Source organism: Mastigocladopsis repens PCC 10914 (genome assembly GCF_000315565.1).
Lineage (GTDB): Bacteria > Cyanobacteriota > Cyanobacteriia > Cyanobacteriales > Nostocaceae > Mastigocladopsis > Mastigocladopsis repens.
On record NZ_JH992901.1, the window covers coordinates 5,349,503 to 5,368,897 of the forward strand.

A 19,395-nucleotide genomic window follows, 5' to 3' on the forward strand; every position below is an offset into this window, starting at 1 on the left:
AGAGCGTGCGTCAAGTGTGAGGAGAATTAATAACAGTAGTAGGCTGACAAATGGGGGAAAAGCCGAAACTGGTAAAGGGCAATTGGGAGAGACACAAAAATTAAACCTTGGATTGAATTATCGATCCAAGGTTTAGTTTTGGAACGCAATTTTTTGCTTTGTCCATTTCTAGGGAGAGTTATAATATGCCAGAAGAACAATTACAGCCACCTCAATCTCAGCAACCACCTGGCGTTGAATCACAAATGACGCCGAAACCCAAAGCCGATGATCCCCAGTATCAGGGAAGTGACAAGCTCAAAGACAAAGTCGCATTGATAACAGGTGGAGATAGTGGGATCGGTCGTGCGGTAGCGATCGCATTTGCTAAAGAAGGAGCAGATGTAGCGATATCATACCTAAACGAACACGATGATGCGAAAGAAACAAAACATTTGGTTGAATCTCTTGGGCGTCGCGCGGTAGCTATAGCTGGCGACATTGGCGATGAAGCTTTTTGTCAGCAAGTTATCCAACAAACTGTAGATGAGTTTGGCAAGCTAGATATTTTAGTCAATAACGCTGCTGAACAGCATCCGCAAAAAAGCATTGAGGATATCAGCAAAGAGCAATTAGAGCGCACTTTCCGCACTAATATTTTCTCGATGTTTTTCATGACAAAAGCAGCGATGAAGCACCTGAGAGAAGGTAGCAGTATCATTAATACCACATCGGTAACAGCTTATAAAGGTAACCCGCAACTACTTGATTACTCTTCCACAAAAGGTGCGATCGTTGCCTTCACACGTGCCTTATCACAAAGTTTAGTAGAAAAGGGAATCCGTGTGAATGCTGTAGCTCCCGGTCCAATTTGGACCCCTTTAATACCGTCAACTTTCCCAGAAGAGAAAGTTGAAACTTTCGGCAAACAAGTCCCAATGCAAAGAGCCGGACAACCTGAAGAAGTCGCACCTAGCTATGTATTTTTAGCATCTGATGACTCTTCTTATTTCTCTGGTCAAGTGTTACATCCTAATGGTGGTACAGTAGTCAACGGGTAAAGAGGTAAGAGTTGGGATTCAATTGTGAAGTGTAAGTTATGGATGATGATTTTTTTTATCATCCATAATTTATAGTTGATAATTTCTGTCTCCTGACTCTCCTAAACCATTAGGAAGATGAGATAATCCTAAATGGATTGATAATCTAACAAAGAAAACCTTAATTAAAATAATCATAGATATGGCATCCCCAACACCACTCAAAGGCACCGAATTAGTAGATTGTGCAAGAGCAAATGCCAAGCAGGGAATTGAAACCGCTGCTTACTATTGTGGTTATGGAGATGACCTCAACACCTTTGCACAAGAATTACGCAAAGCCTGTGAGGAAATGAATTTACAGGTGAAGGAACTCACCGACCTCATTACCGATCAGGACATGATACTGAATTTGGGAACTGGCGAAATCGTAGCCCCAGATACGGCATCAAATTTGTGAAAAAAAGTTTGGACAGGTAAAAGAAGAATTCAGAATTTTGAATAAAGACTTCATTCTGAGTTCTTCCTGATCACTCATAACCTTAAAATGAACCGCGCTAAGTTGAAGTAAATCAAAACACCTACTACATCCACTGCTGTAGTAATGAATGGTGCTGACATCAATGCCGGATCTAAACGAAGTAGGCGGAACAAAAATGGTAGTGCGGAACCAGAGACGGAAGCTAAAACAGAAATAGCGACAAGACTGCTTCCGACGGCGATCGCCACCTCTAAATTCTTTTGCAACAAAAAAGCCCACACCGTAGCAATAATCCCCAATATTCCTCCCAGCAACGCACCTGCAAGTGCTTCCCGTCCTACGACTTGCAAAGGTCCCATGGCACGAATTTCATCCGTGTTCATCCCGCGAATCACCACTGTGGAAGATTGAGCGCCAACATTACCGCCAGTACCTGTCAGCAAGGGGATAAACGCCGCCAGCGACACAACTTTTGACAAAAGATCCTCTTGCGACCTAATAATAGTTCCGGTAACGGTATTGGTCACAAGCAAGACCAACAACCACACAACTCGTTTGCGAGCAATTGTGATTAAATCCGACTGAAAATAGTTGTCACCTCCTGATTGCACACCACCACCCAAAGTGTAGATATCCTCAGTGGTTTCCTGTTGCAGAATATCCATAACATCATCAACAGTGATAATACCCACAAGCCGCCGTTCTCGATCCACCACAGGCACAGCTAAAAAGTCGTATCTTTGTATCAACCTGGCGACTTCTTCCTGGTCTGTATCGGTGTAGACATACACCACTTCACGGGTCATCACGTCGCCAATCTTTTGCTCTGGTTGAGATGTCACCAACTCCCGCAAAGACAAAATACCAGTCAAATGCCTTGCTCCATCACTAATGTAGAGATAATAAATCATCTCGCTAGCATTAGCTAGGCGGCGAATCCGCTCCAAAGTTTCCGCCACCGTAAAAGTTTCTTTGAGCGAGATTAACTCTGGCGTCATGATTCGCCCAGCAGTTCCAGCTTCATAACCCAACAGTTGAGCCGTAGCTTGGCGTTCGTTTGGGCTAAGTTGTTCCAGCAATCGATTCACGATTTTTGCTGGTAATTCATCAAATAACCTAACTCGGTCATCCGGCGACATTCTATCAACAATATCGAGGACTTCTTGACTTCTCAATTCCTCAATCAGCCTTTCTTGGACGCTGTAATCGAGATATTCATAAACTTCGATTGCTTCTTGTTTAGAAAGCAAGCGAAATGCCAAAGCGTGCATTGCTTCTGGTAAGCCTTCAATCGCTTCAGCAATATCCGGAGGCTGTACAGGTACCAGAATAGCCTTTGCTCCCTGCAAGTCCCCCGCTTCTAACAGCATTTGTAATTGAACTCTAACTAACTCTCGCAATTCCCTGCGCGATACGTCCTGGAAGGTAGAAGTCATACCGTTTGGAGTTTGCATAAGATACAACGAGGGTGATGCGAAATAGTATAGTTTACAAAAAAAATATAGGGCAGGGTAGCTTACGTATGAATCCCCTGCAGGAGGTGAAAATTAGATATTGAAATTGAAAACGGTTTCTGATCTTAGTTTAGGAGAAAGTGGAAACGGAAAACGTCAAACTTGAGATTCTTCCTTGTGTGCTTGAATTTTCAGTCTAGTCCCACTAGAGATAGAAGCGATATTTGGCTTATGTCCGCTATTGTAATTTCTTGAAAGGGTGCCTTGTCTATTTATCTATTTAGGAAGAATGGCTTTTACTGTCTGCTACACTCAATACTTTTTAGGAAAAATTGTCTCTGGTAGGAAATGACCGAAAACGTTTAAATGTAAATTTATATAGCAATCCTATTAGTGTCATCAAATTGTAGAGCATAGGTGTGATTTGGAAAATAGGGATAAAAATCATACCTCACACCTCCTACCACCTTCTCAAAAATCATTTAGGAATGCTATAGAGTTAATTTAGTGAGTCTGTGCAGCATAGCGTCATTTAATTTTATTATTCAATCATTTGGTTTTGTAGGGTTGCTGAATTGGCTTCTGTCCATCCTACAGATCAATAAAGTGGCATATTTGTTCAACTTTTGCTGGCTTGGGAGTGGCAATTTCTAATGGATATAGACAAGTTAGAAATAGACAAATTTACTCAACGCACAAAGGGAATGTATAGGCGTTTAGCAGATTTATACGAAAATCTGAACACAATGCCTATCATGGCTGATGTGCTACCGCAAGCTCTCATCGAACTTGGTAGCGCTTCGGAAATAGTCAATGTGGCTACAGAAGAACTACATCAGCAGAATGAAGAACTTATACAAACACGAAATTTGCTAGAAGCGGAACGCCAACGCTACCAGGATTTATTTGAGTTTGCACCAGACGGATATTTGGTGACAAATACCATAGGTATGATTCGCGAAGCCAATCGTACCGCAGCTAAGTTGCTTAACTTACAACCGCAGTATCTGGTAGGCAAACCAATTGTTAACTTCATAGCGCTACAAGACCGTCAAACCTTTCGCAGCTTCCTCATTCAGATACCTGAATATAACAAGGTAACAGAGTTAGTAGTACGCATACAAAAACGCGATGGCGAGTTGTTTGACGCCGCCTTTACAGTGGGAGTGATTCGCAATCAGCAAGATAAGCCAATAGGACTACGCTGGCTTTTGCGTGATATTACTGAGCGCAAGCAAGTAGAATTAGGACTGTTGAAAAATGACGGCGACCTAACTCTAGACCGCCCTTGGCATAAATATTGCAAAGGAGAATTAATCCCCCTCAACCCAGGTGTCATTTGGTATGTGTGTAAAGGTTGTGTCAAGCTGAGTACGCTGTGTGAAACGGGCGAAGAAGTCATGGTTGGGTTGGCAGGAGTGGGAATGGTTTTTGGTTCAACTTTGACCGCGCTACACATTTACCAAGCAACAGCCCTATCGGATGTAGAGTTAGTGTCAATTCACCTTGCAGAAATTGCAGCTGCACCAACACTCAGCCATACCCTGTTACCAAAAATCAATCAACGGTTACGGCAAACAGAATCCTTTTTGGCGATCGCTGGTAGAAGACGGGTACAAGACCGCTTTCACCAATTGTTAATGGTTTTAACACAGGAAATTGGTGAACCAGTACCACAGGGAACTCGCCTTTTGGTTCGCCTCACTCATGAAGAACTTGCAAGCGCGTGTAGCACGACCAGAGTCACGATTACACGACTTATAGGCAAGTTACAACAACAAGGCAAAATTGGTTTTGACTCCAAACATCATATTGTAGTTCGGGATGAGCAACTGGAGAATATTCCCAAGCCCTTGTCCCCAATCGCCAATTCCAAAAGCAATTTTTGAAAGTCAGCCAGTAGGGTGTGTTAGGCGATAGCCGTAACGCACCATTCATCTAAAGTTATTTAGAGACAGATTACCATCGCAATAATTTAGCTACTTGCTTTGTCAAGTTTAGAAAGTCAAATGGCACAACAAGTCAAAGGAGGCATCTACCTCCTTAGATTACTGGCAAGTGACATTTGAGAACATACCTACCAGGTGCAACACTCAGCAGAGTGAAGGAAACCAAACAACCTGGTTTGTTTACAAAAATCATGTAAATATACAGCGCTTTTAATCGCATCGATTTTACGGACATCCCTCTCCTTATACGCACGTTGCATTCATACGTATCACCTCACCCCGCCCTGGCGGGGTGAGGTTTTTGAAGGTAACTTGGTATGAACTGTATTGGGTTACGGCGCTTTCAACGCACCATCTTGTTTGCTGGTACGTTACGGCGCTTTCACGGAATTTTTATTCGTTACGACAGCTTGTTCGGATCTAACGACAGCTTGTTGTGATCTAACGACAGCTTGTTCGGATCTAACGACAGCTTGTTGTGATCTAACGACAGCTTGTTCGGATCTAACGACAACTTATGCAATCCTAACGACAGCTTGTTGTGGAACTGCGAATGTTCATCTTTTATTCTGACGCCCATTTTGTGCGATGCATGGCTCTAATACTTAGGAAAACTTATTCACCCACGCTAACAGTTGTTTGATGTTGGGTGTCAGGGCAGTGGAGAGATAATAAGCATCTGCTGCCTTCCTAATGGCTTCAGCTTGAGTTGGGTAAGGATGAATCACCTGACTCAGTTTATTCAAGCCAAGATTCCCAACCATTGCCGTCGTTATCTGTGAAATTATCTCACCCGCATGACGGGCGACAATGGTAGCGCCCAAAATTTTATCCGACCCTTTTGGATGGTGAATTTTGAGAAATCCTTCCTCTTCACCATCGGCAAGTGCTCGGTCTACATCACTAAAAGGAATTTTAATCGTCGCCACATCAATACCCATTTCCTGCGCCTGGTGTTCGTACATTCCTACATGAGCAATCTCGGGATCGGTATAAGTGACCCAAGGCATGACTAAACTGCTCAGTTTTTGTCGTCCCAAACCAAAAGGAGAAAACAGCGCATTTCTGATGACGATCCGGGCTGCTGCATCTGCTGCATGGGTGAACTTCCAGTTCATGCAGATATCGCCAGCTGCATAAATCCTTGGATTCGTGGTTTGCAGGTAATCATTCACCTGCACACCCCGGTGCTGGTCGTATTCTACCCCGACTGCTTCTAAATTCAAACCTTCCACATTTGGGGCGCGTCCTGTACCGACTAAAATTTCATCAACTGTGACAACATCTTGCTTACCATCGTAGGTAAAGTAAACGGTTTTCCCCTCGTTGGTCTTTTCCACGTTCTGTATCTGGCAATTCAGTACCAAGCGAATTCCTTCGCGGATAAAGACTTTTTGGACAATCTCGGCTGCGTCAGCATCTTCTTTATTCAGGATATGAGTCCCTTTATGGAAAAGTGTCACCTCACAACCCAAACGTCGAAAAGCCTGCGCCAATTCGCTGCCAATTGGACCCCCACCAATCACCGCCAACCTTTGCGGTTTTTGGATCAGAGAAAAAACTGTTTCATGGGTTAGATAACCCGCTTCTTCAATTCCTGGGATGGAAGGTGACGCGGCTCTGGCTCCTGTAGCAATTACGGCTTTTTTAAAGCGGAGAGTCTTGTCACCTACTTCCACGGTATCGTCGCTGACAAACTGAGCGCTCCCTAAGAAGACATCCACCCCCATCTTTTGAAAGCGCTCCGCTGAGTCATGATGGCTGATCCCAGCCCTTATCCGCCGCATCCGTCCCATCACTTCCGGGAAATCAACATCAACATGTTTGGGCGCGTGAATTCCATATTGTTTGGCATTCCACATTTCACCAACCACGCGAGAAGACCGGATAATGGTCTTGGAGGGTACGCAACCAAAATTCAAACAATCCCCACCCATAAGGTGCTTTTCAATCAATGCGACTTTCAAACCCACACCCACCAGCGCTGCACCTCCCGCCGCCACCAACCCTGCTGTCCCCGCACCAATAACGACTAAGTCATAATAATCGGCAGGTTGAGGATTGACCCAATCCTGTGGATGTACGTAGGAAACCAATGTCTGGTTATACTCATCCATCGGGCGAACTGTAACTCTTTGGAATTCTGACATTGGTGTACCTCCTTTGAGAATTGAAATGCAAAATCCTTATGGGTGTTACTTTTGCAGAGGAAAAAATCTAGAATGCTAACTTCACAAGGATGACAAGTTTTGCAATTATTTTTTTGTTATAAATTTGACATATACTCTCAAAGCACTTCCCTATTAGACAACAGAGGATGCAATTGCGATACTCCCATTCCCATTTAAGAATACCTTTTAAGGACTGAAAACCTTTCTTAAATTTTTAGCGTCGGAACCAGCTGACAATCTGCTTTGGAGAAACACCAAGTAAATAAGACAGAATGATGATTTGATTGGTCAGGGTGGTTTGGAAAACTCCGTTTTTCAGCCATCGGCGTGCAGATGTTAAAACAGGCACAGGGATGATGGTAATTTTTCCAGCCCGTTTTAAGCGTCGTATCAGTTCAAAGTCTTCCAAAATAGGGAATTGGGGAAAGTTACCAATTCGGTGAAATATTTCTTTAGTCAAAAAAATGGCTTGATCCCCATAAGGCATTTGCAAAAAATGCGATCGCCAATTCACCCCCCATTCCACCAGCCGCAAACTCCACAACGGCGCATCTATCCGTACTGCAAATGCACCCGCCACAACGCCAGGCTGTTGCAGTGCTGTGCGAACCATGATGTCAAAATCAGCACTCAAGCGGGTATCTGCATGTAGAAACAGCAGAATTTCACCAGTTGCAGCCACCACACCTGCATTCATTTGAGCAGCACGACCACGAGGAGCAAAGATAACTTTTACACCTAATGATTTAGCTATTTCTACTGTGTCATCTTTTGAGCCACCATCTACAACAATCACTTCCACATTCCTACTCTGTTGAGTAGTGGCGATAGCTTGTTTTATATTTCTTGCCTCATTGAGAACCGGAATAATTATAGAAATTTTCGCGATGTCTAGATTTTGAGTCCCAATTTCTGACAATGTAATTCTTTCTCCGTATATTTGTTCTTAGAATCTTAAAACAGGGAGATAGTTCATGGAAGCAACGGAGGTTTTCACTTCCAAGACCTTTAAAAAACTAGAGACGCACCTGCGTAGTTTGGTAGGAAAGGCTATCCATGATTACAACATGATTTCGGATGGCGATTCACCTGAGGGAGATAGCTCCGCTTCACGCATTATGGTCTGCCTATCAGGCGGTAAAGATTCTTACACCATGCTCGATTTACTCCTCAACCTCCAACGCAGAGCACCAGTACACTTTGAGATTCGTGCAGTCAACTTGGATCAGAAACAGCCAGGTTTTCCAGAACACATACTACCAGAGTATTTAGAATCTTTAGGAGTACCTTACAGGATAGTAGAAGAAGACACCTACAGCATTGTGACACGCGTAATCCCAGAAGGGAAAACCCCGGCAGAATTGAGAGTATATTTAGTAGCCTTCAGAATGTTTGCCCATCCCATCTCGCCGATACCTAGTTATTCGATTTCGCCAGCCTAAATACTCAACAGGAGACGAAATGAGAATAAATTCAAATCAATATGTCTATAAAAAAAATTGATTTAATATCAAACCACAGATACACACAGATAATTTATCTGCGTCCATCTGCGTCCATCTGCGGTTCAAAATACCCTTACAACAGTTTTTTCAGGTAATATAAAATGAAGCAGAAAATGAAAACTAGATTACGCTCTACTTACTCTGTCCTGCTGCTTTTTGTGATGACTCTTTGCTACTTGCTCCTAACTACCCCCGCTGTTCTAGCACAGGAAAACACCGTCAACTATACGTTCGCCGACTTGCGATATCAGGACTTTTCCAATAAAGACTTGCACGGAACTTCCTTTGCTGGTGCAAATATGCAGGAGGCAAATTTCCAAGGAGCGAATCTTAGTACAACTATTATCACTAAGGGTTCATTCTACCGGGCAGACTTAAGCGGAGCTAATCTTACGGAAACATTTGCCGATCGCGTCATCTTTGCTGAAGCCAATTTAAAGGACGCCATTTTTACTGATGCCATTCTCAGCAGCAGTCGCTTCTTTGATGCGGTGATTACAGGGGCAGATTTTTCTGGTGCAATTATTGATACCTATGAAGTCAAGTTGATGTGCGATCGTGCTGATGGCGTCAATCCGGTGACAGGCGTGTCAACTCGTGACAGCTTGGGGTGTCGCTGAATTGTCAGTTATCAGTTATTCAGTTGTTAGTGTTAACTGTTAACTGTTAACTGTTCCCTGATTTAGTTATGACTGCACGCTATTCCGATACAGCAGACGTTATCCTCTTGGATATTGAAGGCACGACTACCCCAGTTAACTATGTTTTTGGGGTGTTATTTCCCTTTGCTCGTGACCATGTTGCTGATTTTCTCACAGCACATCAGCAAGATGCAGAGGTTCAAAGTGATATCCAACGGTTAAGACAAGAGTACGAAATAGATTTGGTGCAGGGCTTATCTGTTCCTGATTGGCGAGGAACAGAGGCGACGGCGGCTGTTCCTTACATCCACCATTTGATTGCTATCGACCGCAAATCCACAGGGTTAAAATCGTTGCAGGGTAAGATTTGGAATCAAGGGTATCGAGATGGGAGGTTGCGATCGCAGATGTTTGCAGACGTAAAACCCGCGTTTGAACGTTGGACAACTGCGCTCAAGCAGCTATTTATTTTCTCTTCTGGTAGTGCCCAAGCACAAAAGCTCCTCTTTCGTTACAGTGAAGAGGGAGACTTGACTAATTTTATCAGCGGTTACTTTGACACCCAAACGGGTTCTAAACGGGAAGCGCAGAGTTATCAAAAAATAGCCGATGCTATTGGAGTCGCACCAGAAAAAATTCTTTTTATTTCAGATGTCACCGCTGAACTGAAAGCTGCACAGGCTGCTGGAATGCAAACGCTCTTTTCCATACGCCCAGGGAATCACTCGTCGGAGTCGGAAGGATTTGCAGCGATTCAAAATTTCGATAGCTTATGATTTAATTTGTCCTAGAGGTTTGAGTCAGCATTGCCCTATTCAGGATACTTTCTTGAGCCATGCAAAATCCGTAAGATTTCTACCGTTGTCCCCTTGACTCGATACACAAGAAAATAAGGAGTGTTGGGGATGACTAGTTCTCTTGTTCCTTCCACTCGACCAACCCTTCCCATGTTCGGAAAAGATGCTAGTTGATCTACTCCTACCTGAATTTTCTGGATGATTTGTACTGCTGCTTCAGGACTGTCTTCAGAAATGTATTGATGCATCTGCTCTAAGTTTCGCAGTGCTTTCTTGAGCCATCTAACTTGCATTATTTAACTTTGCAAATACTGCTTGTACTTCTTCCTCGCTAGCAAAATCTCCCGCTTCTGCTTCTGCAATACCTTTTTGAATTTCTTGTATTTGCCACTGGTACATATCCAAATACAGGCTGATTGCTTCATTAAGCACATAACTTCGGTCTCGATCCATTCCTGAGGCGATCGCATCGAGTGCCGCTTTTTTTTCGTTATCAAGGCGAAATGTAATATTCTCTTTGCTCATAGCTATCTCCCTTTTCAGGAGTAAAACGCATAATAAAATTATGCCATGCATTGCAACGCATTGCAATATAATAAATTGCGAGGTTTGTTCAATAAATCATTCATCCAATCACATATAGCAATTGCAGTAAGCTATTTTAAAGCATTTGTAACAATGAACTATGGCAACGATTAACGACAACTACCTCAAGCTGAAAGCTGGTTATCTGTTTCCCGAAATTGCGCGACGGGTCAATGTCTTCGCCGAAGCCAACAGTAATGCTAAAATAATCAAATTGGGCATTGGTGACGTCACAGAACCACTGCCAGAAGCTTGCCGCACAGCAATGATTAAGGCGGTTGAAGAAATGGGCGATCGCGCTACCTTTCAAGGCTATGGTCCAGAACAAGGTTATGCTTGGTTGCGGGAGAAAATAGCCGCACAAGATTTCCAAGCGCGGGGATGCGAAGTTGATGCATCCGAAATCTTCATCTCCGACGGCTCTAAGTGCGATAATGGCAACATTCTCGACATCTTCGGCAATGACAACATCATCGCCGTGACTGACCCCGTTTATCCGGTGTATGTAGACACCAACGTGATGGTGGGAAATACTGGAGCCGCCAACGATAGCGGCGAGTTCGAGGGCTTAGTTTATCTGCCAATTACGGCTGAGAACCACTTCACACCAACGATTCCTTCTCAAAAAGTCGATTTAATTTACCTCTGCTTTCCGAATAACCCCACAGGAGCGATCGCCACTAAAGAACACCTGAAGGCATGGGTGGACTATGCTAGAGCAAATGGCTCAATCATTTTCTTCGATGCAGCTTACGAGGCTTACATTACCGATTCAGAAATTCCCCACTCCATCTACGAGATAGAAGGAGCAAGGGAGTGTGCGATCGAGTTTCGCTCCTTCTCCAAAAATGCAGGCTTTACCGGAACCCGGTGTGCTTTCACAGTTATGCCGAAAACTTTAACAGCAAAAGCAGCCGATGGTTCCGATGTCGAACTGTGGAAGCTGTGGAACCGTCGCCAGTCCACCAAGTTTAATGGTGTATCCTACATTGTGCAACGCGGAGCCGAAGCAGTTTACTCGGAAGAAGGACAAGCACAAATTAAGCAATTAGTCAATTTTTATCTCGAAAATGCGAGAATTATTTGCAAGAAACTCACAGATGCGGGATTAGGAGTTTTTGGCGGTGAGAATGCGCCATACGTCTGGGTGAAAACACCCCATGGTTTGTCCAGTTGGGATTTCTTCGATAAGTTGCTGCATACCTGCAATGTTGTAGGCACACCCGGTTCTGGGTTTGGTGCTGCGGGTGAAGGCTACTTCCGCATTTCGGCGTTCAACAGTCGGGAGAATGTGGAGGAGGCGATGCAGCGGATTACGGAGAAGTTTAAGGTGTAGGGCGAGCGGTTTTAGAGTACCTCTTGCATGAATGCCATAAAAGAATTGTAGGATGTGTTAGGACGAAGTCCGTAACGCATCTTTCGAGATTTATTATGGTGCTTTACTCTCTCATTCCCCTACATAAACTCAATCTGACGAATGAGTAAGCTTATGACCTGGTGATGCAGGTTGCTCAGGGTTAGACGAGCAAGTCAGATTAGCGGGTTGTTTGCAGAAGGCGCTGGGCTTCGCCCAAGCGCCCAATCGCTCTACTTAGTAGGACGCAAATTCATCAATTCTTGAGGAGATGCCAGCATATCAATTGCCACGAAGAAAATTTTGCCTTCGGGATTGAGTAAGAACCGCCATGCAATGTTCATTCCAACTTGGACACCGAACCAAGGAGTTTGGACTTTGCCTGTGATTTTGAGCTGCTTAGAGCCATCTGGTAGAGACTCGCTTATACCCTGCTCCGGCATAATATTGAGTCCCTGTGCTTCTGCACGCATATAAGCCGCGATCGACTCACGACCAACAATCGGCTTCTGGAATGGCGGTTGCACAGCACCGTCGGGAGTAAATAAAGCAATAGCAGCGTCGAAGTTGTCTGCGTTGAGAGCCTCAAAATAGCTCAATACAGCAGGTTCTGTGATGCCTTCAACTGTGAGCTGAGGAGCTGGCTGAGTACGCGGAAACATGGGTTCTTTAGCAGCTTTTGCGTACCCACTGGAATTCACCTCAGGCTCGAATCCCATGTTTATTACAGTATTACGAAGTACTGTAATTTGCTGACCTGGATCGAGTTTCTGGATGGCTTCTAGCACGACTTTGACACCCTGAGTGATTTGATAGCCAGGAGGGATGGGAGCAACAATGCCCTTTTTCATCAACTCTCCTAACTCAAACCAAAAAGCTAGCTTGGTGTTGACACTAAAGTTGGCATAGGACCGGCTGATGGGAGTGTCTACATAAGCAGCAAGATCCCGCATGAGTTGGGTTTGCTCGTCATTAGACATCTGCTTAATTTGGTTTAGCAGTCCTTCTGCTAATTGCAGACGTGCAGCTCCAGGTGCTGCGGGAGTGATTGAACGACCTAGTTCAGTGTAGGCAAACCAGAGTAATGCCAGTTTATCGTCAACGCTAAGTTGATCGAACAGTGCTATGGTGGCTGGAATTGGGCTAGGAACTTGAGTGCCAGAGAAAATCTTTTGCGCCGACTCGATAGAAAAGGACATCGTCAGAATCTCCTGGTTTGTTTATTAACTTGTTGCTTTCAAAATCAGAGCGTAGGAGGTTCAAGTACTAAACAGGCAGGCTCCCCCATCAAGCCGTGTCTAGTCAGAACCCTAGGGAGCGCCAAGAGCAAGACAAAACCAATTATGGTACTTTGCGTGCACATTGAGTTTTTCTGCAAGCGCAGTGAAGCCAACCCGGGAGCTACGCGTGCAAGTACATCTGGGTCATAGCGGTGGCGCTCACCTTAGTCATGAATGACGTGGCTTCGTGCTCATGGAAACCCTTGACCTGTGGTTTCATCCGCTTCGTAAACTAATGTAACAGTTAGTTTAACTTTTGTAAAGTTTATTTAAAATAGCAGTAAGACTACTGGCAACCCAGTGATAACCCAAAATCCCGATTCACCTGATTTGTGCAGACTTTCGGCAAATCAGGCTCTATAACTTATCAGGATTGCTGAACATCGCGTATTGCGGTACGGAGCAATGACCTCAGCATTAACTCAATGTATCTTGCTGTCAAGATATTCAAATTGATACCTACGGCGTACATTTCAGCCCTGATTGCAACCTACTTTCTACCTTGTGATAGATGACAGATTTGAATGAATTAGGGGCAGTGATAGCAATCCGCTTCGGATAATCTCCCTAGCGATAACCTTTGTAGAGACGGGACGCCAGTCGCCTTCTAAAGCGATGGCTTTTCGCTCAAAGATAAATATTGCTCCTCATTAATTCGTTGAGCTTGATAGAGTGTTTCTGTAATTTCCGACATTGTTAAAACGGCATGACCTCGATAACCATTTTCTTGTAATCGGTCTTTCACCCCTTGTCCATGGTCGATAAACACCACGATGTCATTGACATTTAATCCCACAGATTTTACCTTTTCTGCTCCTTCCATTACACTTTTTCCGCTGATGAGAATATCATCAACAACAACAACCGTCTCGCCTGGATAAAACTCCCCTTCAATTAACCTTCGAGTTCCATGTGCTTTGACTTCTTTGCGAGGGAAAATCATTGGACAATTGAGACGTAAGGCTAAACCAGTTGCTGTTGGTAAAGAACCGTAGGGAATACCTGCGACTCTATCAAATTTCAAGCTTTTCAATATCTCCTCATAGGCATTGAGAACTTGATTAAAAACTTGCGGATTGGAAATGATTTTTCGTAAATCAACATAATAAGAAAATGTGGCACCAGATGCTTGCACATAATCACCAAATATAATGCAACCGATATCATAAAGTTGCAAAATCAAGTCTTGTTGGGGGTGTTGTTCCAATAAACAAACATCAGGGAACCATACAGAACAACTAGAAGCATCATTGGTAATTTCAGTTTTTGCTTGATTAATTTCTAATTGCAAAGACTGGACTTGTTCAGATAAATTTTCCTCTGTCAACATATCTTGAGGAACAGGAATGAGTAGACCATCACCGTTAGCATCAAGACCAGCTGCTAAAATTTTAGAAAGGTTGTTACCTTCTGCCCAGATACTACGAGTCATGATAATTCGTTCGGGGGCAACTGCGCGAATACGTGCCAAAATATCAGGATTCGTAGTTCCCACTTCTAAACCCAGTTGTTCTGGAGTTCCCCAACTTTTTGATTCCTTAACCACTTGCAAATAAAGAGGTGACTCAGTTGAAGGATATTGCTGTAAAGGAGCAGCAGTAGGATTAGAAGTACAGCACAAAATAAAAACAGCCTTATCTGGGAAAACCAAAAAAGGGGCTACATGATCTTGTCCTATATAAGGACTCAATGTTATTGCATCTACACCCCATTGGGCAAACACAGTTCGGGCAAAGATAGTACTTGTGTTTAAATCACCGTGTTTGGCGTCTAAAATAATCGGAATCTGGGTGGGGATAGCTGCTAGAGTTCGATGCAGCAATTCTAAACCTGGAGCACCCAAAGCTTCATAAAATCCTAGTGTAGGCTTATAGACACAGACTTTATCGACTGTTTCAGAAATAATGAATTGTAACCAATCCCACAACCCAGAAATGATATCTTGAGATTTGTAGCGGGTGGGCATCATTTCTGGGTTGGGGTCTAGCCCTACAAATAGTAAACTCTGATTTTGTGAAATTGACTGATTTAATTTATCAAAAAAGTTCATACTTGCTTTTTTTTAAACGATAAAAAATTTTCAAAGCCCTGCAAACCATTCGTAACCTTGGTCTTCCCAATAGCCCTTAAAACGAGACAACTGACTCACAAGTGTAATTTGAATGACCCACTTACTTTGCTTATATCCAAGTTTAATAGGAGAAGCTAAACGCAAAGGCGCACCATTTTCAACTGGCAAAAATTCACCGTTTTTTTGATAAGCTAACAAAGTTTGGGGATGCAAAGCTGAAGCAATATCCCAGCTTGAATAGTAGCCATCGGCTGATTTGAAGTAAACATACTGAACATTTGCCTTAGGCTGGGCAAGAGCAACAATTTCTCGCAGACGAATACCTCCCCATTGTACAATTGCCGCCCAACCCTCTACACAAACATGGCGAATAATCATGGAAGTTAGGGGCAAAAATTGAATTTCTGCTAAATTCAAGCTAAGAGGATTATTTACTTCACCATCAACAATTAAACGATATTTTGCCTGGTCAATAGTTGGAGTAGACCTGAAGCTATTAATTAACAAAGATTCTGCTTGAATCTCACGAGGAGAAAATTCTGGGACTGGCTTTTGTGAGTTAAAGAGGAAAGCTTCAACCTTCTGATTAAGTGGTTCAGAAACTTTGCCCACAACATCTTCAAATAGTGGTGTGCCACATCCACCCAGAAGAAAACCCATGCTAGAGAGTCCAGAAATTTTTAGAAATTCACGGCGTGATAATTCAGGACGATTTACAGAAATTAATTTCATAGAATTAGTCATTATTTATTCGTCATTAGTTTTCTTCCCCCACTCCCCCACTCTTCTTCTACGGTTAGTTTACCAAAACATTGATTCAGTTAACTCCTCACCTCCAGCCTTACGCCCTAACAAAAAGTGAGCCATGACAAATAAAATAAGTATTGGTACTGAAGAAAAGTGAACAATTCGCAGTGCTTGCCAACTGCCAAACATATCTACAATCCAAGGAAATTGAGCGGGTTTGTACATACCTATACCTGTTAATAAAGCTAGCAGCAAAATAGGAATAATGGCTGTATATAAAATGCGATGCCAAGCATAAATTAGGCGTTTGGAATTTTTACTTTTTTGCAATGCTTTGAGGTCATTAACACCCACAAACCGATGTCGCCAGCGCCGACTGATGAAAATATAAATTCCATACCACATAAGATTAAGCGAAAATAGCCACATAGCCGCAAAGTGCCAGTGTCTACCTCCGGCGAGCCAACCACCTAAAGTAAATATAGGGGGAATGTGCCAACCTGCTCGTCCACCAAAAACGGGATTGGCGTTGTAAATTTGCAGTCCACTGGTCAGCATAATAAACAAACTAATAATGTTAATCCAGTGGAAAATTTTTGCTCCTATTGCTTGAGTTGGCAACTTACGAGTTGTATGCATAAAAGTCGAAGTTCTAGATAAGCGCGTTCACATCTAGCTTACATATATGGGTTGAGTAGGAGCGCAAGGAGCGATGAAAGCTGTAACTCCCATTGATTGGTGGCCAATTCTTCGATATACATAACTGCTGTACGATGAGGAAGATATCCTATAGCTCCTCAGCCGTCTAAGCCCCTGACGACAGTATAAACATGGAAAGTGTCTAATTTGTTAATATTTTTTTAACCCTTGTATCATTAGGTGAGAGATCACTCAGATTTATCACTCATTTGAATTGCAGCCAGAGAACACGTACACCGAGGGATGTAACCACTCTTTTGGTCGTCAACGCATTCATAAAGAAAAAATTGGCTACATTTCGTTCATCTACTGTCTAAAAATTTTGAAAAATTAGTATGTAACGTTACGATATTCTAAACTAGAGTACTTTTTTTAAAAAAAGCTATTACCTAATATGGTATCTATTTTCATAATTTAGAAGAATTGTCAATAGTACTTTGTAGCTTTTTTTTGAAAAGACTAACTGTCATCTTTAGTCAGGGGGCTACATTAGGGTTATCTTCATTACTTAAACTTTATTTAACAAAGAAAAATTATTTAGGGAATTCTTACACCGAAGTCGGACCCAATGACTGATGACTATAGATGAAGTTGTACTGCTACTAAAAGCAATCCTTCCAAACGCTTTAACCCCACTCCAAGAAATAGTGCTGCGCTCTTCATGGGATGGCAAGACTTATATCAGTATAGCGTATGAAGCCCACTACGGAGAAGAGAGAGTCAGAAAAGTAGCATCTCATTTATGGCAATTGCTGAGTGAAGTTTGGCAAGAACCTATTAATAAATCTAACTTTCGTCAAACTTTAGAATCTCGCTGCCTAAATAGAGCGCAACAGCAGTTAATTCAGGAATTCAACCGTACAGCCATCGCCATATCCCTAGAATTTCCTAGTGGTCCGGTATCCCTTAATTCTAGATTTTATATCCCTCGTCCACCAATTGAGGAACTTGCTTACGCAGAAATAGCAGAACCTGGGAGTGTCATCTGCATTAAAGCTCCCAAAAAGATGGGTAAGAGTTCCCTCATTTTACGAATTCTTGTTCACGCAGCAAATCTTGAATACAGCACTGTCAGTTTGGACTTTCAGGAAGCAGATAAAGCAGTCTTTGCCAATATCGATAAATTTTTGCGCTGGTTCTGCGCCAATGTCACTCGGAAGTTAAGGCTAGAAGTAAAACTTAGTGATTATTGGGATGAGGAAATTGGCAGTAAAGTCAGCTGCTCTTTGTATTTCCAAGAGTATATACTATCTACTCTCGAAAATCCCCTTGTCCTGGTCTTAAACGGGGTAGATTGGGTCTTTGAGTATCCAGAAATTGCCAACGAGTTTCTACCACTGCTACGCTTTTGGTACGAGCAAGCCAAAGGGGTAGAGATTTGGCAAAAACTTCGTTTTGTCCTCGCTTATTCAGCGGAAATTTTTGTTCTCCCGAGATTGACTCAATCACCTTTGAATATCGGGTTACCACTAAAGTTACCGCCGTTTACAAAAGAGCAGGTGCAAGATTTAGCACAACGTCATGGACTAGATTGGACAAATGGTTCCGAAGTTGAAAAATTGATGGCAATGGTAGGGGGACATCCTTACTTAGTTCGACTGGCTTTGTATCACCTCATGGGTCAGGGGGGGTTACAACGGGATCTGGAGCAGTTGTTGCAACAAGCACCAACAAAAGCAGGGATTTACAATGAGTATTTAAGGCAGTATATGCTAGCACTGCGAGAGCAGCCAGAATTGGAAGCTGCTTTTGGTGAGGTGATTTCTGCTACAAATCCTCTGAAATTAGAGCCAGTGGTTGCATATAAATTACAGAGTATGGGATTAGTTAACTTGCAAGGTGATTACTGTTATCCCACATATGAATTATATCGTCTCTACTTTAGAGAGCAGCTTAAAGTAACAGAGGATTGGAACAATTCTGTTGTGAATCAGTTGGAAAAAGAGAACCAGCAATTACAAGTTCTCTCTGCTGTGGATGAACTGACTCAACTCATCAGTCGCCGCACCTTTCACACCTACTTGCAAATAAAGTGGAAAAAAGCCGCTCGCGAATGCACTCCCCTGTCACTGATTTTGTGCGAAATTGACTTTTTTAAAATTTATAAAAAGAACTACGGAAATACAGCAGGAGATGATTGTTTACGACAAATTGCTAATGTTGTTTATAATTGCGTGAAGCGTCTGAGCAGCTTCTCACAACCTAGCACTGTTAAGAGTACTTCATATGCCAGTTATGAACGTAGTTCTGTATTAGTAGCTCGTTATGATGGTGAAGAATTTGCCATTCTCGCTCAAACAGATGCTATGACTGCTATATCTATCGCTGAAAAAATCCGCGAGCAAGTCAAAGCTTTGAAGATTGCTTACGAATATCCTGGCGTCGGTGGTCTTCCAGCTAATGTTTTAACTGTGAGTTTGGGTGTTGCTAGCATGATTCCAGAGTCGGAAACTGACCCTGGCGCTCTTATAAATGCTGCTGAAAAAGCTCTTACTCAAGCAAAACAAAAAGAACGCGATGGCGCAGAGCGCCCACCCCTTGAGGGGTGAACGCTTTGTTATTAATTGTTATTAAATATGGAGACGAGCAAGCGAATTGTGAGTAGAAAATACCCATAACTTCAGTGAGGAGAATTCACTGCT

17 protein-coding genes are annotated in these 19,395 nt (G+C 42.9%); 8 read left to right on the top strand and 9 right to left on the bottom strand.

Annotation, left to right across the window (positions count from 1 at the left end; genetic code table 11):
• Nucleotides 1-185: 185 nt before the first annotated feature.
• Nucleotides 186-1,040, top strand: a complete 855-nt coding sequence (locus tag MAS10914_RS0125745) for an SDR family oxidoreductase (protein ID WP_017318827.1) — start codon at nucleotides 186-188, stop codon at nucleotides 1,038-1,040.
• Between the two features lie 181 nt (nucleotides 1,041-1,221).
• A complete protein-coding gene (locus MAS10914_RS0125750) occupies nucleotides 1,222-1,479 on the top strand; it encodes a hypothetical protein (protein WP_017318828.1) in 258 nt (85 codons plus the stop codon).
• A 74-nt stretch (nucleotides 1,480-1,553) separates the two neighbouring features.
• On the opposite strand, the gene mgtE is transcribed toward MAS10914_RS0125750, so the two are convergent.
• Entirely contained in the window at nucleotides 1,554-2,954 is a 1,401-nt protein-coding gene (mgtE, locus tag MAS10914_RS0125755) for a magnesium transporter (RefSeq protein ID WP_026082821.1), read from the bottom strand.
• A gap of 653 nt (nucleotides 2,955-3,607) precedes the next feature.
• Here mgtE and MAS10914_RS0125760 point away from each other — a divergent pair.
• Nucleotides 3,608-4,843, top strand: a complete 1,236-nt coding sequence (locus MAS10914_RS0125760; protein WP_017318830.1) for a PAS domain S-box protein — start codon at nucleotides 3,608-3,610, stop codon at nucleotides 4,841-4,843.
• 665 nt (nucleotides 4,844-5,508) lie between these two features.
• Here MAS10914_RS0125760 and MAS10914_RS0125765 read toward each other — a convergent pair.
• On the bottom strand, nucleotides 5,509-7,053 hold the full coding sequence (locus tag MAS10914_RS0125765) for a mercuric reductase (RefSeq protein ID WP_017318831.1): 1,545 nt from the start codon (nucleotides 7,051-7,053) through the stop codon (nucleotides 5,509-5,511).
• Between the two features lie 235 nt (nucleotides 7,054-7,288).
• Nucleotides 7,289-7,993 carry a TIGR04283 family arsenosugar biosynthesis glycosyltransferase gene (locus MAS10914_RS0125770; RefSeq protein ID WP_017318832.1) on the bottom strand — a complete coding sequence of 235 codons (705 nt, stop codon included), beginning with the start codon at nucleotides 7,991-7,993 and terminating at the stop codon, nucleotides 7,289-7,291.
• 55 nt (nucleotides 7,994-8,048) lie between these two features.
• On the opposite strand from MAS10914_RS0125770, the gene MAS10914_RS31775 reads away from it, so the two are divergent.
• From MAS10914_RS31775 to mtnC, 3 genes are all read left to right on the top strand, one after another.
• Nucleotides 8,049-8,516, top strand: a complete 468-nt coding sequence (locus MAS10914_RS31775; protein WP_017318833.1) for a tRNA 2-thiocytidine biosynthesis protein TtcA — start codon at nucleotides 8,049-8,051, stop codon at nucleotides 8,514-8,516.
• Nucleotides 8,517-8,740: 224 nt separating this feature from the next.
• Nucleotides 8,741-9,199: a pentapeptide repeat-containing protein gene (locus MAS10914_RS0125780; protein WP_232224285.1), complete on the top strand. Its 459-nt coding sequence runs from the start codon at nucleotides 8,741-8,743 to the stop codon at nucleotides 9,197-9,199.
• A 68-nt stretch (nucleotides 9,200-9,267) separates the two neighbouring features.
• Nucleotides 9,268-9,996, top strand: a complete 729-nt coding sequence (mtnC, locus tag MAS10914_RS0125785) for an acireductone synthase (protein WP_017318835.1) — start codon at nucleotides 9,268-9,270, stop codon at nucleotides 9,994-9,996.
• A gap of 35 nt (nucleotides 9,997-10,031) precedes the next feature.
• Here mtnC and MAS10914_RS0125790 read toward each other — a convergent pair whose 3' ends face one another.
• Entirely contained in the window at nucleotides 10,032-10,310 is a 279-nt protein-coding gene (locus MAS10914_RS0125790; RefSeq protein ID WP_017318836.1) for a type II toxin-antitoxin system RelE/ParE family toxin, read from the bottom strand.
• Nucleotides 10,300-10,542 carry a CopG family ribbon-helix-helix protein gene (locus MAS10914_RS0125795; protein WP_017318837.1) on the bottom strand — a complete coding sequence of 81 codons (243 nt, stop codon included), beginning with the start codon at nucleotides 10,540-10,542 and terminating at the stop codon, nucleotides 10,300-10,302. The genes MAS10914_RS0125790 and MAS10914_RS0125795 overlap by 11 nt, the downstream gene beginning before the upstream one ends.
• 160 nt (nucleotides 10,543-10,702) lie before the next feature.
• On the opposite strand from MAS10914_RS0125795, the gene MAS10914_RS0125800 reads away from it, so the two are divergent.
• On the top strand, nucleotides 10,703-11,938 hold the full coding sequence (locus MAS10914_RS0125800; protein WP_017318838.1) for an LL-diaminopimelate aminotransferase: 1,236 nt from the start codon (nucleotides 10,703-10,705) through the stop codon (nucleotides 11,936-11,938).
• Between the two features lie 251 nt (nucleotides 11,939-12,189).
• Here the strand turns inward: MAS10914_RS0125800 and MAS10914_RS0125805 are convergent, their stop codons facing one another.
• The 4 genes from MAS10914_RS0125805 to MAS10914_RS0125820 all read right to left on the bottom strand — a co-directional run bounded on the left by MAS10914_RS0125805 (nucleotide 12,190) and on the right by MAS10914_RS0125820 (nucleotide 16,693).
• Nucleotides 12,190-13,155 carry an orange carotenoid protein N-terminal domain-containing protein gene (locus MAS10914_RS0125805; protein ID WP_017318839.1) on the bottom strand — a complete coding sequence of 322 codons (966 nt, stop codon included), beginning with the start codon at nucleotides 13,153-13,155 and terminating at the stop codon, nucleotides 12,190-12,192.
• 688 nt (nucleotides 13,156-13,843) lie between these two features.
• A complete protein-coding gene (locus MAS10914_RS0125810; RefSeq protein ID WP_017318840.1) occupies nucleotides 13,844-15,286 on the bottom strand; it encodes a bifunctional orotidine-5'-phosphate decarboxylase/orotate phosphoribosyltransferase in 1,443 nt (480 codons plus the stop codon).
• Between the two features lie 30 nt (nucleotides 15,287-15,316).
• Nucleotides 15,317-16,039, bottom strand: coding sequence for a molybdopterin-dependent oxidoreductase (locus MAS10914_RS0125815; RefSeq protein WP_017318841.1), 723 nt, complete (start codon nucleotides 16,037-16,039; stop codon nucleotides 15,317-15,319).
• Nucleotides 16,040-16,108: 69 nt separating this feature from the next.
• Nucleotides 16,109-16,693 carry a cytochrome b/b6 domain-containing protein gene (locus tag MAS10914_RS0125820; RefSeq protein ID WP_017318842.1) on the bottom strand — a complete coding sequence of 195 codons (585 nt, stop codon included), beginning with the start codon at nucleotides 16,691-16,693 and terminating at the stop codon, nucleotides 16,109-16,111.
• A 635-nt stretch (nucleotides 16,694-17,328) separates the two neighbouring features.
• On the opposite strand from MAS10914_RS0125820, the gene MAS10914_RS0125825 reads away from it, so the two are divergent.
• Nucleotides 17,329-19,302: an AAA-like domain-containing protein gene (locus tag MAS10914_RS0125825; protein ID WP_017318843.1), complete on the top strand. Its 1,974-nt coding sequence runs from the start codon at nucleotides 17,329-17,331 to the stop codon at nucleotides 19,300-19,302.
• Nucleotides 19,303-19,395: the final 93 nt, after the last annotated feature.